Annotated in this window: 11 protein-coding genes; 5 read left to right on the forward strand and 6 right to left on the reverse strand. The window is 60.5% G+C overall.

What is annotated here, in order from left to right; genetic code table 11:
* Positions 1–91 precede the first annotated feature (91 nt).
* Positions 92–3295: a CARDB domain-containing protein gene (locus SH664x_RS15910; RefSeq protein ID WP_437202545.1), complete on the reverse strand. Its 3204-nt coding sequence runs from the start codon at positions 3293–3295 to the stop codon at positions 92–94.
* Between the two features lie 555 nt (positions 3296–3850).
* On the opposite strand from SH664x_RS15910, the gene SH664x_RS15915 reads away from it, so the two are divergent.
* Complete coding sequence (locus SH664x_RS15915) at positions 3851–5974, forward strand: hypothetical protein (RefSeq protein ID WP_437202547.1); 2124 nt, start codon at positions 3851–3853, stop codon at positions 5972–5974.
* Positions 5975–6257: 283 nt separating this feature from the next.
* Positions 6258–6920 carry a hypothetical protein gene (locus tag SH664x_RS15920; RefSeq protein WP_437202549.1) on the forward strand — a complete coding sequence of 221 codons (663 nt, stop codon included), beginning with the start codon at positions 6258–6260 and terminating at the stop codon, positions 6918–6920.
* Positions 6921–6966: 46 nt separating this feature from the next.
* Here SH664x_RS15920 and SH664x_RS15925 read toward each other — a convergent pair whose 3' ends face one another.
* The gene (locus SH664x_RS15925; RefSeq protein ID WP_437202551.1) at positions 6967–8250 is read right to left on the reverse strand and encodes a hypothetical protein; all 1284 of its coding nucleotides are present in this window, start codon (positions 8248–8250) and stop codon (positions 6967–6969) included.
* 95 nt (positions 8251–8345) lie between these two features.
* Positions 8346–9965 carry a hypothetical protein gene (locus SH664x_RS15930; RefSeq protein WP_437202552.1) on the reverse strand — a complete coding sequence of 540 codons (1620 nt, stop codon included), beginning with the start codon at positions 9963–9965 and terminating at the stop codon, positions 8346–8348.
* Positions 9966–10154: 189 nt separating this feature from the next.
* On the opposite strand from SH664x_RS15930, the gene SH664x_RS15935 reads away from it, so the two are divergent.
* From SH664x_RS15935 to SH664x_RS15945, 3 genes are all read left to right on the forward strand, one after another.
* Entirely contained in the window at positions 10155–11336 is a 1182-nt protein-coding gene (locus SH664x_RS15935; protein WP_437202553.1) for a glycine C-acetyltransferase, read from the forward strand.
* 114 nt (positions 11337–11450) lie between these two features.
* Complete coding sequence (dusB, locus tag SH664x_RS15940; RefSeq protein WP_437202555.1) at positions 11451–12548, forward strand: tRNA dihydrouridine synthase DusB; 1098 nt, start codon at positions 11451–11453, stop codon at positions 12546–12548.
* Positions 12549–12723: 175 nt separating this feature from the next.
* A complete protein-coding gene (locus SH664x_RS15945) occupies positions 12724–13650 on the forward strand; it encodes a lysophospholipase (protein ID WP_437202557.1) in 927 nt (308 codons plus the stop codon).
* 12 nt (positions 13651–13662) lie between these two features.
* Here the strand turns inward: SH664x_RS15945 and SH664x_RS15950 are convergent, their stop codons facing one another.
* The 3 genes from SH664x_RS15950 to rho form a co-directional block, all read right to left on the reverse strand.
* Positions 13663–15453, reverse strand: coding sequence for a hypothetical protein (locus SH664x_RS15950; RefSeq protein ID WP_437202559.1), 1791 nt, complete (start codon positions 15451–15453; stop codon positions 13663–13665).
* Positions 15454–15583: 130 nt separating this feature from the next.
* Positions 15584–16966 carry a magnesium transporter gene (mgtE, locus tag SH664x_RS15955; protein WP_437202561.1) on the reverse strand — a complete coding sequence of 461 codons (1383 nt, stop codon included), beginning with the start codon at positions 16964–16966 and terminating at the stop codon, positions 15584–15586.
* Between the two features lie 311 nt (positions 16967–17277).
* On the reverse strand, positions 17278–19116 hold the full coding sequence (rho, locus tag SH664x_RS15960; RefSeq protein WP_437202563.1) for a transcription termination factor Rho: 1839 nt from the start codon (positions 19114–19116) through the stop codon (positions 17278–17280).
* Positions 19117–19617: the final 501 nt, after the last annotated feature.

Genomic DNA, 19617 nt, shown 5'->3' on the forward strand with positions numbered 1-19617 from the left:
CCCTATTGTGTCACATGTTCCGCCGGTGAGCAAATACGTCGCGGGGAGACACCGACCAGTCTCCCCTGCCCTGTCCCCTCACAGCGCTCACCTATTCGGCGATGACCCTCACGGCGTGATCCCGCCGCAGCGTTTCAAAGTCCGCACTTTCGAGCTGCAGGGTCACCTTCGTCGAACCGGCACCGATCGCCGTCAGCACCAGGTCATACACCTGCTCTCCCCGCACCGGCAGCTCGTTGAGTGGGGAAAATGTCACCAAATTCCCCTGCAGATCGTAAGAAACCGGGCCTTTTGCCGCCGCGAACTGTAACCCGGGCGGAATTTCGAACGTTGTCTTCACCTGCCGGGCTCCCGCGGTTCCGTCGTTCTTCAACGTGACCCGGACCGACAGCTGTTCGCCGACGACGACTGTCCGCTGTGGGCTCGCCATGTCGACCGCCAGATCCGCAAAGCCCTTCACTTCCAGCGATGTGGCGACTTCGGCCCGGTTTCCTGCAGCATCCTGAGCGATCACTGTCCCCTGATGATCTCCAGCGGTCACCGCTGCCAGCTTCGATTCGAAACGGCGGGATTCACCTGGCTGCAGCTGCGGAATTTCCCAGCTGATCGTGTGCCGGACAGCATCCCAGCGTCCTTCAGCAGGAATGCCCGCGAGCTGCACTGACTGCGGCACGGTCTCTTTCACAACAACCTGCTTGAGAACGGTCTGCGACTCGTTGGTAACCGTCGTCACAAACGTTGCGGGCCGATTCACAAATCGACGTGCGGGCCCGGTCCGTTCCAGTTTCAACCGGGCTTCGATAACGCGGAGATCGCTGCGGGTTTCATCCTGTGTTTTGCCGTCATTGGTCACCAGTCCGCGTGGAGTCACGATGCCAGGCTGATCGGCCAACACGGTCAGATCGATCGTCCGGGATGCCCCTGGCGCGAGAGTTCCGACCTCGTACTCAATATCGTTCCCGCCGGGGTGCTTGAGCCCTTGCGGCAGGATCGCCCGCAGAAAGACATTTTTCGCAGCCCCTTCACCACTGTTTTTCAAGGTAAAGTGGAAGGCCAGCTTTTCACCCACCAGCCCTTCCGAGGGACTCGTCATATCGATTGTCAGCTTGGGAGCCGTCACGCGAATCGAGGCGGTCACCGCTGCCGCAAATGAAACCGTAGCGACACTTCCGATCTGTCCGGGCTCCAGCGGAGTCACCTTCAGCTGAATTTTTCGCTCCGCACCCGGTTCGATCGATCCGAGTTCCCACAACAGTTTGCCGTTTGACAGCACCGCCTGGGGAATGGTCCCTTCCAGACGGGCTCCTTTGGGAATCTGGTCTTCCACTTTCACATCGCGAGCGGTGCTTCCCCCTGCATTCCGGATCACGATGGCATAGACCACCGGTTCACCAATCGTGGCTTCGCTGGGGGCGATTTTCTCGATCTTCAATTCCGGCGTTTGAGGTCCCGTCGGAACATTGCTGTGGGGCTCCCCGTGACCGAGCAGCTCGCCGGGGGCCACGGACCCTTTCTGCATCTGCAGTGACGTGACAGGTTCGATCGTCGACTGCTGCGGCATCGTCGGCAGCGGGATCGCAAGATTCTCGACCGGTGCGGGTCTGGGAGCCGCTGGCGTCGCCGGTGTCGGCAGCAATTCCGAGCCTCCACTCGGCAGCAGCATTCCCGCGGGTGGAATTCGCTCTTGATTGCCCGGCATTTCCAGCTGGGGCTGACTCGACAGGTTCGGCTGGGCCTCCTGACGAATGGTTGCTGGTGGAGAAACGCCAAACGGATCATCAGCCAGCGTGGGAGCGGGCGCGGGCTGCGGATTCAACGGCGTCAGCGGGAGTTCCGCCGGAGCCTGACGAGGAGTCGCGGCAGGCTGCTGCAGATCCCACGGGACCGATGACGGAGCAGGTGTCGCCGCCGGGGCCGCTCCACTGGCTGGAGTCGGGAGAATCTCATCGGACGCGGCCGGAGCCGGATTGAGGATCGGCATCATCGGCGCGGCTTTGGGCTTCGCGACGGGAGCGGGCGTCTCGGCAAACGGGTCGCCTCCGCCGAGAGCGGGTGCCGGCTGAGTCGGCGCCGCCTGGGTCGGTGCCATCGGGACAAATGGTTTGTCTGGGACGGGCTGCGGCGTAATCGTCATCTCAAACGGTGCCGCCTGCTTCGCTGGGGTCACAGCCGGTTTGATCTCCGGAAGAATTTCCTCGGCGGCCTGGATCGGAGCAGGTGCCGACGCGGTTGCGGGAGCCAACGGGAGGAACGGCCGCTGTGGCGGGGCATCTCCCGCAGCGGGCAGAATCAGATCATTTTCTTCGGCAACCGCTCCGTCAGCGGTCACCACCCCGCTCGGCAGTCGAGGTGCCGCCTGAGGACTCATTTCCCCGGCGGGCAACAGAACCGGGCCGGGATGGGTGGGAGGCAGTTTGGTCAGTCCGGGAGGATGATCCGCACCGGGCAGTGGCTTCGGTTCGACCGGTTCGACGGCGAACGGGTCATCGGTCGCCAGCATCTTTTTCTGATGAGACGGACCGAAGGGGGCTGCCAAAGTCGGTTCCGGAGCATGCGGATCTTCCTGTTCCGGCAGTTCCGCAGTCTGCAGGGGGGCTGTCGCCAGCATTTCCGGCTCGGCCTGAGGCTTCAGTGGTTCCACTTCGGGTTCCGACTGGGGCAGGAGAAGTTCCGTCTGTGCCGGCAGCGGAAGAGGCTGCGGCGTCTCCTTCAGTTCCTTCTGGGGAACTTCGACTTCCGCAGCCACCGGAAGAATCTTCAGCTCCGGCTCCTGGGGAGGAGCTGCCATTTCAGTCTGCGGAGGAGCGGCGGCCGGTTCCGGAGCGGACTGGAACGGGTCCCGGGCATCGATTCCGGCGATCGGCGGGGGACTGGCGGCTGGCGGAAGTTCCGGGGCTGCTTCTTGAGCGGGCGCCGGTTCTGTCCCTCCGAACAACATCGGGAATTCGCGAACAGTGCCTGGTTTTGCAGCGGGCTCAGCAGGAGCAGATGCGGTTTGCCGGGGGAATGCTCGGTTTTCGAAGTCGAAGGGGGCACTTTCGGGAGCCGACGCTGTGGCCGGAATCTCGGCCCGTTGCGTCGGCAGCGTGCCAAGCTGCTGTGCAAACGGGTCGTCCGTCAGATCAGAAACGTTCGCAGTCGGTGCCGCGCTGGCGTCCGACTCCAGCGGATTAAAGCTTTCGGGTGTGATTTGCGCACTGGGCTGTTGCAGTCCGTCATGAGCCCGCCAGACGACAAATCCGCTGCCGCCGATGACGCCTGACAGAACCACCAGTTTCAGTAATAGGTTCTGCACCGGGGAATCCTTTCCCAATAACCGCAATCACAGAAGAGTTTCAATTCGGACGACGCTGACGGGGGCCAGCGACCGATCCAACTTCGCACCGTTTCCTGACAATCGTCTGTCAAAAACGCTCTGGCTCGGTTGGCGATATCCCCTGACCGGTTCGCTCATCCTGCGTACCGGCCCCCCGGGAAATCAGTTCAGCGGGGACTCATAACAAATTTTTGTAAAAAGTGTAAAGCCGAATTTGTCTAACGGCACATTCTGCTGCTGATTACGGAAAATCGTCATTTTCGACCTGTTTGATTGCAAAGTCTGGGCACAATAGACTGCGTAGAGGGATTCTTCCGGTTTCCCTGATGAGCCGGAAGAAAGGAGTCCCGTCGGCCCTGCGGCCTTTTCCGTCGATGCCGTTCTGACCCGTCGGAACAGTCGATAACACGTTGTGATCACTTTCGTCGGAGTTCCCTGACTCCCTTCGACGTAAGCCTCGTCATGGTGGAACCAATGCGAATTCGTCAGAGTCTGATGTGGATGGTTTGTGGCTGCAGCCTCTCGATGTGGGCCGTGTCCCACTCCTGGGGTTTCGATCAGTTGCAGGCCCCTCCGGTAGGTCTGGGTGGCCTGTTCAATGGCCCTCCAGCCGGACTGGGTGAAGAAGATTTCGCCGCCCTGACCGAGTCGATCGACGGCTCCTGGAAAGAATGGACGACGGAAACCGGAACCTTCGTGAAGGACCTGTTCACCGGCGAACACGCGACCGTGGATGAGCAGCGCGCCTCCATCCAGCGGGTCAAGGTCAAATTGAACACCCTCGAAAAAGCCCTGTCGGATCCTCGCTACAAAAAGGTCGCTCCGCAGCTCTCGAGCCTGTACAGCAAGCTGAGCCCGGCGGTCGAGACGGCCGAGGCACTGCTGGACACGCTCACAGTCGATCCGGCAGCCGCGCAGAAGAGTCGCGTCGAACCGGCGTTTAACGAATTGCATTCGGCTGTCCGGAAACTGCAGTCGGATCTCAAATCATACGGAAACGGAAGTCGCTGGAACCCGTGGATCGGAAGCGATGAACTCCTCAGCCTGAAGGCCGACAATCCGCAGGCACTGGAAATCGTGACGGCTGCCAAGGCCAAACTGGAAAAACGGGAAACCTACTCTCCGGAAGTTCGTGACTTCGTCAGTCGTGAACCGTTTCTGGCTCTGGAAGATGCCCTCGCCACCGTGCAGCGTGCTTTGCAGCCTGCCGCCCCAACGTCGCCTGAAGAGCTGCGGGGACTGCTCACCAAGCTGCTTGAAACCATCGGTCAGTACAACGCTGACCCGAACTGGCAGCTGGAAGGCGAGATCCGTTCGCTGCTGACACAGGTACAGGACAAGTCTCCCGATGGGGGAGCTGAACTGAGCCGCGTCATCGGCGCTGCCTATCTCAACTACAACCTGCGGCTGGGTGTCTCAGAAGGGTTGATGAACCGCTTCTACATGGAACGCCGGGTCGAATCGAGCACCATCCGTGATCGCGTGATGGAAGCGTGCGTCGTTGGCAACCAGTGCACCAACACGGACCTGACACTCGACATTCTTCCGAGCTCGCAGAATGCCCGGTTCGCGATCACATTGAGCGGAGTCGTGCGGGCCAACACCAACGGCTACACCGATCAGGCAACGATCCACACCGTCGGGAACCATAGCTTCCGTGCCCAGAAGCCGATCATCTTCGATGGTCAGTCGTTTTACGGCGAACCGGCACAGGTCTCCGTGCGGGCGAACAACCAGACCGTCGGAGCCAGCACCAAATTCAGCGGGCTGCCCCTGTTCGGACGGATCGCTGACAACATCGCCTTCCGTGAAGCCAGCTCCCGCACCCCGCAGGCCAATGCAATGGCCGCCGGAAAGATCTCGAACGAAGTCCGTCAGAAGCTGAACGATGAAGCCGACCGGCAATTCGCCAACGCTTCGAAGGAACTGCAGACCAAGACGTACGGCCCGCTGCGGAAGTACGACCTGTATCCGGACGTCATCGCCGTCAACAGCACCGACAAGGAGCTGCGGTTCTGGTCACGTCTGCTCGGCCCGACCGAAGTTGCCGGCTCCCGTCCGGCCCCCATGCCTCCGGTCCCCAGCAACGGACTGGTGGCCCAGATCCATGAGAGCCTGCTGACGCACGGGCTCGATCGCTTCGGACTCGCGGGTCAGACCATGACCGAGGACGAAGTCCGCTCGCTGCTGGAATCGCGCTTCAGCGAGATTCTCAACCGTGAAGTCAAGTTCCCCGAGCCGCAGCCGACCGCGGAAGGGGAAGCCGTCAAGGGGAACACACTCGTCTTCGATGAGCACGATGCGGTGCGGTTCATCATTCGCGGGGGTGAAGTCATTCTGCAGATCCGTGCCGGCCTGAAGCGGGACAACGGCGATGATATTCCCACTCAGATCATCACCGTGCCGTTCACTCCGGTCCTCACCGGTAACGAATTGATCCTGAAGCGGGGGAATGTCGGTGTGAAGCCGGTCTCCCGTCCCCCCAATGTCGGAGCACAGATCACCCGTGCCAACGTGATGCGACAGAAGATTCAGGCTGCCCTGCCCGAACGGACACTGGAAAACAAGTTCGTGGTGAACCAGAACGGCAAAACGGTCAACCTGTCGATGACCGGTCTCTCCGCCGACGCCGGCTGGCTGACCATCACGCTGCAGTAATCCCGGAGATTGGCGAGAGCCTGTGGCTCTTGCCGGTCGCCACGCCGCCTGCGTTTCGTCTGACGAAATGCGGGGCCCGGCCTGGCAGGCCCGGTTGAATCCAGTTCAGAATGCTTTCAATTCAGTGTGCGGCGGAGGAAGTTGACAGCTTCAGCCGCCGCACATTTTATTGCGCCCCGCCGACGAACCATGAACTCCACCGAACCGGACAGCGGAAAGCGAGCCGATCCCGGAAAGGCGGAACGATGCTGAGTGCTTCTTCCCAGTCACGGATTGACCGCCCATGAACGAACGCAAGGAAACATCCGCTCAGGAGAAAATGCGGGCCGCTGCCGAAGCGGAACGGCCGACCAGTCCCTGGCTGCTTGTGGGTGGGGGTCTGGCCGCTGCGCTGCTGGTCATCGGTTGCGGCTTTTGCGCGATCGGCATGTGGTGGTTCCGTCCGCAGATCACCGAAGATCCGGAACAGGCCTCCCAGATGCTGCAGCGCATGGTGGAGATCCATCTTCCGGCCGACTTTCAGCCGCGCGGCACGGTCGAATGGAATATGGGTTACGTTCTGCGTCTCAAGGGGGTGTATTACGAAAGCCACGATGGGAAGTGGCTGTTCACAGCGGTCGAAGTGAATTCCCGTCTGGCCAGCGACAGCGCTGTCCGCAGGCACATTCGCGAAACGCTCCTGCAGGAAGGAGCAGGAGGAACGCCGCTGATCGTCGACAATACCCGCACCCGCCAGGAGTCCTACCGGATCAACGGCGCGCCGGTCGACTTCAACTTTGAAACGGCGGAAGACCCTTCCACCAAGCGGATCTACCACCTCGTGCAGGGGGTCCTGAACAGCAAATCCGGGGGACAGGTGCTGGTGTCGATTCGCGTGGACGCCGACAGCTGGCAACCGGAGATCGTTCAGAAGATGCTCGGCTCCCTTTCACAGGAAATGAAATGAGCCCCTCCCCTTCAGGTCGGTCAAATCGGGAACCGGACGTCGGGAGTCAATGGGCTTCGGCTGAGGGGGTCGCTGGTTTTGCGGGAACGCCAGCCGCAGTGTCACTGGCTTCCGGCCGGTAGGGATGCTTCCCTTCCCACTCCCGCCAGAATTCCGCCGGATGCTGTTGCCGCCAGTTGCAGAGCGCTGCGCCGACATGGGAGAAGAACGTGTAGTTCTGCTTGATCTCGTCGTGTGACTTCTCTTTGGTGGTCCGGATCACCCATTGCATGGCCTTGCGAATCTGTTCTTCCGGCGGATGCAGTTCGGGAGGAGCAATGGAGAGCCATTCCAGATGATGCCCGGTCGCGATCACTTTCTTGTAATCATCCTCTACGATCGGATCAGCCACCGCGTCGGCCCCATCCGGCCAGTTGGAGGGCCAATGTCCATCTTCGAATTGTGAGACCGTAATCGCGTCACGCACGGTCCGCAGGTAATCCATCGAAGCCTCGCGGGCCTCATCCGACAGAATGTCGAATTCGTCATCCAGTCGGATCAGGACCATCAGCGAATAGACACGGTGAGTGCCGACACAGACTCCCGTCTGTTTCTGCCCCCGACGCAGCCGATCGGCCAGCAGGTCAAACGAATACTCGCGACCGCCGGAACCGATCCAGCTTTTTGTGGGACAGATCCAGAATCCGAAGCCCATCGCCGACCATTCCGTCTCCCGTTCATCGAGGCGGAAGTCGCGCAGTGACTGCTGAACGACGTCGTACAGAGTCGCGGGCCGGCGGGAAACTCCATAAACCGGAGTATTCAGCGGTGCGCCCGCTTCGGTCACGCATGCCAACCAATGATCGTGATGATAGGAAGCATTCAGTTCCGCTTCCCAGCGAATCGCCACGCCATTCGGCTGCTCCAGCAGCAGCGGCGCGACTTCGGTTCCCCACGACTGGTAGTACTTGGCGGTATCGGTCAGGAACTCGAGCATTTCCTGTCCCGAGACAATCTTCGGGTTCTGGAAGGTCGCTTTCGCCCCCCAGGTGCGCAGCGCGTGCTCCACGTGGTTGGGCTTCATCTGCTTGCGGTCGAAGGGGGGCTGCACCTGCCTGAGCACCGCCGCCAGATCCTCGTCGGTGACCAGATCGGGCCGGTTGTAAAGCGGTTTAATGCGCAGCGGCTCTTCACGAGGAATCGGCACCGGCTGAAACGCTTCGATTCCCAGCAGTTCCTGTCGGGCGAGTCCTCGGGCCTGACTGCTGCTCAGTGCGAACGCCAGTCCGAAGGCACCTACGACGGCCACCTGAATCCCAGCGAACAGCTTCCAGTTGATGTGACGTTTCATTTGCAATCACTCACTCGTCAATCGAGTTCCAGCACGGAAGGAATCAAATCTCGCCGGTTCTTTCAGCACAGGGCCGGCACTGCGACGACGGAGGGTCAGATCGGCTTCTTGCGGTAGAAGACCGCCCCCTGATAGTCCTTGTACTTCTTTTCCCAGCCGGACTGCTTTTCCAGTTCCCGGATCAGCCCGCCGCGGGATTCCGCATCGACCACCACAGCATTCACTCCGTACCGGTCGAGCTTTTCCATCCAGCCATTGGCTCCGTTGGCGATCTGCAGATAATCGTCCCAGACTTCTTCGGGAATCAGATGAGCGTGAGAGTTCACGAACAGCTTCATTTCCTTCGGGCCGGCCCAGAGGAGGTAATCTCCCCACTCATAGGAATTGAAGACCTGCCCTGTCGGCGGCTCGCGATTGAGGAATCGTGTCAGCTCCACCGGTGTCTGCGTCGACAGGCTCTTGCGGAACTTGGCTTCGGCGGCTTTGGGATCTTTGATCTGTCCATGCAGCACGGTGTATCCGAATGGCGTGTAGGCAAAGCAGATCCAGGCCACCCCGACCACGATAATGGTCCGCAACCCGGTATAAGTCGGTTCCGCAGCCGGCTGCTTCCGCCAATGGCGCCAGATTGCGATGGCGTGGACCGCCAGATAGTACGCGGCGACGGGGGCGAACCAGACGATCATCCGGCAATACCACATCATCCCCAGACCAAGGAGAGCCAGCAGCAGAACTTCGCGCACGGTCACACGACGGGGTGTCAGGCGGTAGGCACAAATCAGAGCCAGCACCACACAGGCCGCCGCCTGCCCCTGCTTCATTCGCAGCGTCAGCGGTTCCCACTCCACGAGGCTCTCCAGATTCCGGCTGCCGGAGACCTGCAGCACTTCTGGATAGATGCCGATGCCATAAGGATTCAGCAGGACCGCCGCTGCGGAGAGTTCCGTTGCGAGCAACAGCCCGCGGGTCCCGCGTTCGGCGAGAACCGTTCGCCAGTTTTTGCTATGCAGCCAGACGTCGATCCCCCGACCGACGGTGAACAGCCCCAGCATCACCAGCCCGACGAGAAACGAACCGTGCAGGTTCGCCCACGCCATGAACACCAACGGGATCGCGAAGGTAAACCACCGCTTCCATTCCGGGGCGGTGATCATGGCGAAGACCAGCGTGAAGCAGACCATTCCGGCCAGCTGCGGACGGACCACCAGCAGCTGCTGGTAGGCCACCCAGTAAAACGCGCCCAGTGCCAGCAATGCGGCTGCGACACTTTGGGTGCGCCGATAAACGATCGAAGTCAGGACGCCCGCGACCAACAGAAAGGAGGAAGCGTACAGGAACTGAATTCCGCTCACTCCAAAGCGTTCGAACATGCCGAAGCCGATCAATTGGCTCAGCCAGGCGGTATCCACGAATGGAACCCCCTTGGCCAGTGGCAGTAGAGGCTCTGTGCGCGGGACAGCGTGCTCCGCAGCGATCCATCGGCCATAGGAAAGGTGCCCCCACAGATCGGTATGCCAAAGTGCGGCATAGCTGAAGGTGATGAACAAGCCCCCCAGTGCCAGTGTCAGAATGACGGCCCCGCGCGACAGCCGGAGCGCCGCCGGCATCCGGTCCTGCAGGAGTGCGACATTCGCATGTCCGTCGGCATCAAGGTATTGTGTGGCCACTGGCGGCGTGCCCGATGAGGCGGCGAGTTCGTTCAGGGTCGTACTCATTGTGGCAGAGGATTTCTGAAGAAAAAGTCGATTCCACTTTCAACCTAAGCCTGATCGGGGACTGTGGTCGAGAGACGACTGAGGAACTCCTCCAGAAACACCCCTCTCCAAGCCGAACAACCGTTTTTTTCGTTACAACTCAACATTCAGCCGCCATTGCGACTGTCGCGGAATACATCAGGAATCTTCATGTACGGCCAATTCCAGAATCATATCCAGACCCAGCTTGCCGACATCCGTGCTCAGGGACTGGAAAAACGGGAACGTCTGCTCAGCTCTCCACAGAATGCCCGGGTCGAGGTGAATGGCCGGCAGGTGCTCAACCTGTGCGCGAACAATTATCTCGGCTTGGCCGATCACCCGGAGATTGTCGCCGCAGCCCGACAGGGACTGGACGAATGGGGCTTCGGCATGGCGTCGGTCCGCTTTATCTGCGGGACGCAGGAAATTCATCACCAGCTCGAAGAACAGTTGAGCCGGTTTCTCGGGACCGAGAGCACGATCCTGTACTCCTCCTGTTTTGATGCCAATGGCGGTCTGTTCGAGACCCTCCTGGGGGAGCAGGACGCGGTGATTTCGGACGAACTGAATCACGCCAGCATCATCGATGGCATCCGTCTCTGCAAAGCCCAGCGTTTCCGTTATCGCAATAACGACATGGCGGATCTCGAAGCGAAGCTCAAAGAAGCCCGCCACGCCCGCTTCCGCATGATCGCCACGGACGGGGTTTTCTCCATGGATGGTTACCTCGCCAACCTGCCGGAAATCTGTGATCTCGCCGACAAGTATGATGCACTGGTCATGGTCGATGACTCGCACGCGGTCGGCTTTACGGGAGCCACCGGCGCGGGGACGCCCGAACATTTCGGCGTGACCGACCGGATCGATCTGCTGACCGGAACCCTGGGGAAGGCACTTGGCGGAGCCAGTGGAGGTTATACCTCTGGCCGGAAAGAAATCATCGAGTGGCTGCGGCAGAGGTCGCGCCCTTACCTGTTCTCCAATTCACTCGCACCGGCGATCGTGGTCGCCGCCCAGAAGGGACTGGAGCTGATCACGACCGCCGAGTCCCTGCGTCGCCAATTGCGGGAGAACACCCGTTACTTCCGCGAGGAGATGACCCGTGCGGGGTTCTCCATTCTTCCGGGAGACCACCCTATCGCCCCGGTCATGCTGGGAGACGCCCGCGTGGCGCAGGAGATGGCACAGCGACTGCTCGAGCGGGGACTGTACGTGGTCAGTTTCTCATTCCCGGTTGTCCCCCGGGAGAAAGCACGCATCCGGACCCAGATGTCGGCCGTCCACACACGTGAGGATCTCGCCTGGGCCATCGAGCAGTTCAAGGAGGTCAAGGCGGAACTGAAAATCTGACCTCATTCGTCTAGTCCGGCGCCTATGATAAACGAAGAGGGGGCGGAGCAGATTTCGCCCCCCCCCACGCAGAATCAGCGCCGGAGAATCCTGCAGCCCCGAACGTGCTTCTGTATGACTTCTCCCCACGAAACACCTTCTGCCTCCGCTGCTCCCGCCGCACAGCCGCTGCAATTCGGCAGCCTCGCGCTGCCATCGCGCTATCTCCTTTCGCCGCTGGCGGGATTCACGAATCTGCCGTTCCGACGGATCTGCCGCGAGATCGGGGGAGTCGGTCTGTGCACCACCGATCTGGTCAGCGCTCGGGGTTTGCTGGAACGCAGCCCCAAGTCGATGCAGCTGATCGAGACGTGCGCTGAAGATACCCCCTACTCCGTGCAGATTTTCGGGCCGGATCGTTTCGAGATGCGGGATGCCGCCCAGTTTCTCCAGGCGTACGGAGTCGACTCGATCGACATCAACATGGGCTGCCCTGTCGACCGGATCACCAAGGGTGGTGCGGGGTCGGCGATGATGTGCTCGCTCGACGCCACGATTGCACTCGTGCAGAGTGTCGTTGAAGCGGTCACGTTGCCGGTGACTGTCAAAATGCGGCTCGGCTGGGATGAGACTCAGCTGTCGGCTCCCCGTTTTGCCCGCGAGTTTGAACAGGTCGGTATCGTGGCGGTCGCGATTCACGGCCGGACGCGTGCCCAGGGGTTCAGTGGAAACGTGAACCGCGATGGGATTCGACAGGTGGTTGAGGCTGTCGAGCGGATTCCAGTCATTGGCAACGGAGACATTCGCAACGTCGCCGATGCCGAGCAGATGTTTCGCGAAACAGGCTGTCAGGGAATTTCGATCGGTCGCGGGGCCCTCGCCAACCCGTGGATCTTCCGGCAGCTGACGGAATGGGAGACCACCGGCAGTCCCCAACCGACCGGCAACTTCGATGACCGATTGCAGTTGATGCTGCGACAGTTCGCATACCTTACAGAACAGGTCGGTCCGGCACGGGCGGTTCCGATGTTTCGCAAGATGGGCCACTGGTACCTGAAGGCGATGCGGGTTCACAAAAGCTTGCGGCATCGATTCCAGCTGGCACAATCGACCGAGGAACTGCAACAGGCTGTGGCAGAGATTCGCGGGGCCGGTCCTGTCGATGGACATCGTCTGGGAATTCTGCCGGACATGCATATTCCGGTTCCTTCCGGACCGGTGGAACGGTGGTAAAAAACGACTCGCACCTACTTTTGAGCCTGCCTCACGATGGACTGTGACGATCTGATTTCTGAACGTCTCCCGACCACGTGGAGCTGTCCCGTTTATCAATCGACAATCGCGCTGCGCGGGCACGGACAACAGCCGCCTGTTCTCGCGTCCGACTGCGGACAAGGAAGTTGAGATCATGGAGACCGCGACTCCCCTCGACGATGAAGAAGAGTTCCTCACAGCGGCGGACGGAACCCGACTTTACAGTTGCCGACATCCCGTCTCTCCCAGTGTGGGCCTGGTGCTGCTGGTGCATGGACTCGGTGAACACAGCGGCCGCTACGGCCATCTGATTCGCTACTTTCAGGATGCGGGTCTGTCGACAGTCCGGATGGACTTGCGAGGGCATGGCCGTTCGGAAGGTCCGCGCGGACACGCTCCGAGCTACGACCAGTTGCTCGACGATCTGTCATTGATGCTCGCCGAAGCCCGGGCCCGGTTTCCGCATCTGCCGGTCATCCTGTACGGACATAGTCTCGGCGGCAATCTGGTTGCCAACTGGTGTCTGCGTCGCCGCGACACCTTGGCCGAGATCGCCGGTGTGGTCCTCTCCTCTCCGTGGCTCGAGCTGACGGAAAAGCCGACCCCATTCAAATCCAAAGTCATTCACTGGCTGGGAAACGTGTGGCCTTCGCTGGCGATTCCCGCGCGGTTTCGCCCCCGCAAGCTGACTCGCGATCCGGAAGCCATCGACCGCTATGAAAACGATCCGCTGGTCCACTTTCGCGTGACCACCCGACTGGTCAGCTCCGCGTATGACGCCGGTCTGTGGGCCCTGGAGCATGCGGGCGAGTTTCCGCTGCCACTCTTGGGACTGCACGGCGCCGCGGATCCGATCACGTCTCCCGCAGCCACGGCGCTCTTCTGCGAGCGGGCCCCCGATTCGGAATTCATCCTGTTCGAGAACCTGGTTCACGAACCTCATAACGAACCGGAATGGCCGATCGTGCTGGGCAAGATCCGCCACTGGATTCTCGACAGGGTTTCGCAATTCACACGCGAGCACTCCCCGCAGCCCGAGGAGCAACCGGAATCCGGGGTGAAGCAATCGTCCGAGGCGTGATCGACGGCCCGCTCAGGGAAGCTCGTACGGCAGTTGCATCAGGAACTCGACCAGGTCCCCCCGTTGCTCCGGGGTGAGATGGCTGGTGACCCCATGCCGATCCTCGGGATTGCAGGTGGTGAGCACTTCCTCCAGAGTCCGGGCCTGCCCATGATGCAGGTAAGGAGCGGTCCGGTAAATTCCGAACAACGTCGGCGTGTCGTACAGTGGCCCCATCAACTCCGTCGGGTCGGACTGTCCGGTACCGACATCATGCAGCTTGCGGTCGGTGTAGTAGCTTCCGGAATGGCACGTCGCACAGCCGGTTTTCTCGGAGAAGAAAATCTCCCGCCCCCGCTTTCCGGCCTCTGACAGCCCTCCTTTCCCATGTGGGCTGAGCCGAAAGGGATGAGAGTTCGTGTACGCCGCCAGCGCATCAAGTTCACGGGACTTCCCGGCATTCTTCTCACCGAGAGAATCCGCAACCGGCCCGCGAATCAGTCCTTTGCCCCGCATCAGCTCCGAGCGGATGGTGTGTTCGAAATCCTGAACTTCATCGCGATCGGCCGACCAGTGGATCGGATGTGTCTCTTTGAGGCCGAAGAGGGCCTGTGTATTCCGCAAACCTTCCGGTTGCTGCCAGGTTCTGCCGTCGGCATCACCATCCGGGTGACAGCTGGAACAGCTGATCCAGCGGAGCGCTGACATCGGCGATTCCGCCGTATAGAACAGTTTCTTCCCCAGTAGTTCTTCCGCACTTCCGGGCCACGTCGTCACCGCAATATCGGCGACCTTCTGCTGCGTGGCGAGATCGATTTCCGTCACCGTGAAATCGAGAGCATTGTAGGCGAACAGGCGTTTGCCGTCGGGGCTGAACCGCACCGCACGCGGGTTTGCTCCGGTTCGGAAGGTCGTCAGATAGCGGAGTTCCTGATAGTCATCATCAAGCACTTCACACAGGAACAGGTCATTCGTCCCGCTGAAGGCGACACAGGCGGACTTGCCATCGGGTGAGAGGGCCACCTCCCACGGATTGGCCACCACATACACGCCCCGAAATGAATCCATCTGGACCCGCTTGCGGCGCTTCCCTTCCCCAGCCTCGGTATCGAGCACGGAAACGTAGGGAAAAATGGAACCGGAGCCGTGAGCGACATGCGTCAGGGTCCGCTGATGAGGGAGGTAGGCCTTCGGACGATGGGGATGCACAGTCAATTGCCTCGCCATGCCGTCTTCTTTGGAGCCGATCCAGCTGTCGGTGACCGTCAATGTCTGAGGATCAATCGCTTTGACAATTCCGGTCAGATACTCACAGACCAGCAGCCGGTCTCCGCAAATTGCCAGACCCCGTAAAAACTCGCCGACCTGTTGTTCGCGACGGATCTTTGCGGTTGCGACATCGATCTCCACGATCCGGCCGGGATACTCCAGTGTCGCCCACAGCGTGCTCCCATCGGGACTGGAGACCACGGAATAAGGTTCGGCAAACACCTCAATTCGGCCGGTCACCTGACCGGAATCGGCATCGAGCATGAGGATGCAATCCTCGCCGTACACCGCGACCGCCAGGCGGTGACTGCTACCAAGAAAAGTGACCCCCTCCGGATGTGTTCCAACGGCCACTTCGGACAGTTTTCTTCGCGACTGCAGATCGACAATGGTGACCGTACCGCTGTCACGGTTACTGCAGGCGAGCAAGGTTCCATCGGTCGAAAGGTCCATCAGGCTGTTCGAGCTGCCTGCCTCAAGAGCCGGGGAAGGAATCAACATCATTCCTCCCAGCACGACACTCATCAGCCACGCGATTCCGGCCGTTCGCTTCATGATCCACTCACCCTGCTGGCCAAGTCATCCTGTCTCTTCCGGTCATCTGCTCTTCCACACGGCAGCGGGAGAGCCGCCAGATCATACCTGTTCGTGCGGCGGGAAACGATCCCGAGTTCCCCCGGAGCCGCTACAGTAACGTCCCTTTAAGAAGGACGAGTGCCACCGTGAAATAGATCACCAGACCGGTCACATCGACGAGCGTGGCCACAAACGGAGCCGAGCTCGTCGCGGGGTCGAAGCCTATGCGCCTCAGCAGAAAGGGGAGCATACTGCCGACAATCGATCCGAAGCAGACGACGCCGACCAGCGTGACCCAGACCGTCAGGCCGACGAGCAGATAGTGCTCGCTATAATCGACCCAGCCAAACCGGTGCCACATCACAATGCGGATGAAGCCGAGCAGTCCCAACCAGCCCCCCAGCGTCAGACTGGTCCGCAGTTCTCGCCAGAGCACTTTCAGCCAGTCCGAGAGTTCCAGCTCTTCCAGAGCCAATGAACGAATCACGAGCGTCGCCGCCTGTGAACCGGAGTTCCCACCGCTGCTGATGATCAACGGAACGAACAAGGCCAGCACGACCGCCTTGGCGATTTCATGTTCGAAAATCCCCATCGCAGTTGCGGTCAGCATTTCACCCACGAACAGCACCGACAGCCAGCCGCCGCGCTTCTGCACCATCTCGCGGAACGAGACATCGAGATACGGCGCATCGAGTGCCTCCATCCCCCCGATCTTCTGCATGTCTTCCGTGGCCTCCTGAGACGCCACGTCCAGAATATCGTCGATGGTAATGATCCCCAGCATATGCCCGCTGGGGTCCGTGACCGGCAGGGCCACGCGGTCATACTTTTCGAACGCCCGCAGCACCTCTTCCCGGTCGGTCACCGCCTGCAGCGGCACGGTCCCCAGCCCGGCAATCTCATGCAGTCGGGTCTCGGGGTCAGCCAGAACCAGAGCTCCCAGCCGGATATCCTTGACGAACTTTCCATCCTCATCGAGCACGTACAGCACGTGGATGGTTTCCTTGCCCCGGCCGTTGCGACGAATCTCTTCCAGCGCCTGCCCGGCGGTCATGTCGGCGCGCACCGCGACATACTGCGGCGTCATGTAGCGCCCCGCGCTTTCGGGGGGATAGCCCAACAACTCACGCGCTGCCTGCAGTTCCTCCGGCGACAATGTCTCCAGCAGCCGGCGGGTCATCTGCGGCGGCAACTCTTCCAGGAGTCGCGTCTGGTCGTCGGGAGACATCGCATTGAGTACCCCCCGCATCTGATCGCTGGAGACGGAGCGGATCAGTTCCTCCTGCCGGGATTGAGGCAGGTAGGCGAACACCAGTCCGGCCAGTTCCCGAGGGAGAATGCGAAAGATCGGCGCATCATCCGCGACAGGACACTCGGTCAGGATCTCAGCGATATCCGAGGGGTGAAACTGCGAGAGTGTGGCCCGCAACACGTCCCAGCGGCGCTCCGCGATCAATTCTTCCAGTTCCGGTCGAAGCAGATGTCCAATCATGTCGTCATCCTACCGGTCCTCAGGTGTTCCCTGAGTCCGCCTGGAGCAGGTTGCTCTCTCCTATGCCCGCGCAGCAAGCGTTTCGTGTGATGAAATGTTTATTTGCGCGTGGCGAGAAGGGGTACATCAAAGGCGAATATGCTCTCAAGAACTCTGGATCAATGACCCAGAGCAGTCTGCCTGCTGTTGCGGTTCGGCAAGTTCCCCGCTGCACAGATCAAGCACATCACAGGATAAATAAAAACGTCCCGGACACAGGATGTCCGGGACGTTGTTCAAATTGTGATCAGTCCGCAAGAGCGGCTGAAGGCTTACAGCACTGCGCGGATCTTCTGCAGAAACTCGCGATTGGTGTCGAACTTGCCGAGTGTCCGGACCAGCTGGTCCATCGCCTCGGTCGGATTCATCGAGACCAGGCTGCGACGCAACATAATGATGCCGTCCAGAATTTCCGGGTCGAGAATCTTCTCTTCACGGCGGGTTCCGGACCGGCTGATGTCGAGTGCCGGCCAGATGCGGCGATCAGCCAGATCGCGGCTGAGCACCAGTTCCATATTGCCGGTCCCCTTGAACTCCTGGAAGATCGCATCGTCCATGCGGCTGCCGGTATCGATCAGTGCGGTGGCACAGACCGTCAACGAGCCACCCTCATCGAAACGACGGGCCGTTCCGAACATCTTGCGGGGAATATCCATCGCCCGCACATCCAGACCGCCGGTCTGGATCTTGGAATCCCGGCCGCCACGGACCCACTTGTTGAAGGCCCGGGCAGTCCGGGTGATGCTGTCCATCAGGATGAAACAGTCTTTTCCGGACTCGGCGAGCCGCTTACCCCGTTCGAAGATCAGCTGACTGATCCGGACGTGGCTCTCCACATCGAGGTCCATGGACGAAGCGATCACTTCGCCTTTGATCGTGCGGCGCATCTCCGTCACTTCTTCCGGACGTTCATCGATCAGCAGCACGATCAGATGGATTTCCGGATGATTTTCACTGACGGAATTGGCGATATCCTGAAGCAGCATCGTCTTCCCGGTCCGGGGAGGAGCGACGATGAGCGCCCGCTGTCCCTTGCCGATCGGCGTCAGCAGGTCCATGACCCGCATCGTGATCGGGCGCGGTCCGGTTTCGAGCTTGATCTGCTCGAACGGATTGATGGCAGTCAGCGTGTCGAAGTGCTTCAGCTTTTCGTAATCTTCGACGCTTCCTCCATCGATCGAGTCGATGGTGAGCAGCCGCGGGCCCTGTCCACGGGTCCCGGGACCGATCTCGCCCCGAATTTTGATCCCTTCGCGGAGCTGATGCTTTTCGACAAAGGAACTGGAGACGAAGGCGTCCGTTTCGCGAGCGCCGTAATCGTTATCAGCCGACCGCAGGAAGCCGTATCCCTTGGGATGCAGTTCCAGCACCCCTTCGATGTGGCCGCTGGTGGCCACAGGAGCAGCCGGAGCGGCATTTTGTTCGAACTTGGACATCCGCCGGCCCCGGTTATTGCCGGAGTTCTGCCCCTGGGCGTTGCCGTGTCCTCCGCGGCGGTTCCCCTGCTGCGGCTGTTCGCGACGACGTCCCTGATTGTTTCCCTGATTGCGATGCTGTCCGTAGCCCTGCTGATTCTGGTTGCGGGAGTTCTGGAACTCGCCCTGTCCCCCCTGCGGATTTCCACCTTCGTTCCGACGGCCGCGACGGCGACGACGACGACGTGGACGCTGTTCGCCCCCTTCGGAGGGACCATCAGCCGAGTCACCCTGTCCTTCTGAGGAGCGATCATCACTCCCTGCAGAACTGGACGCCCCTTCGGCATCATCGAAATCGTCATCGAAATCAACTTCGTCGATATCGATCACCCGTTCCTGAGCGACGGGCGGCTCGACGAACTTTTCGACTTCGACTTCCGGCGCCGGTGCACGTTCAGCGCGGGGAGCCCGTTCACTGCGAGCGCGGCTCGTCCGTGCGGGGCGTTCCCGTGCCGGAGGAGGAGGGCTGGCAGTTTCTTCTTCCACGATACCCGCACCGAAGTCGAGGTCGTCGGCAGCAGCTTCCGTTGCCGGGATGGATTGATCTACTTCGGCCGGGAGTGTTTCTTTCTTGCGAGGCTTGCGGGTCGAGGGACGGCGCGCGCTCGATGAAGAAGAAGAGCCTTTCGGAGCCATACAGAAACCTGATTACTGAAACAGAGGGTTAAGAAAGATCCGGTCCTACGGATTACGGGCTCGGCAGAGGCACCAAATAACACGAGAGAATTCGGTGTGAGCTCCTGTCGCGATTTATTGCTGCAAAAGGCGGACCCAAGTCAGCCGCAACAGCCCGTAAATAGTGTTGGAGAACACGACGCGTCACGCCGCTCGAGTGCTGCGACTCTTCTTCTCGCGCACGCTGCCGGACGCAGCGGGCACCGAAAACCAGTTCACAACATTCCGGGACCATTCAAATGGCCCCGCGTGCTCTCCCTGTCCCTGCTGGAGAATTGCATTCACAACCGAGTCAAGATCCAGCGGTCGAGAAAAATTCATCCAACAGCGGGCTCGCTCACCCTCAGGGTGACCGAACGTCAACCAGTTGATTGCGAACGGACGAAGTTGCAGGAACATCGACAGGTTCGCAAAGCAAACACTGCATCATCAGAATCGCGTCAGTTTCGGACTGAAATGAAC

Source organism: Planctomicrobium aquicomposti (genome assembly GCF_051466325.1).
Classification (GTDB): Bacteria; Planctomycetota; Planctomycetia; order Planctomycetales; family Planctomycetaceae; genus Planctomicrobium.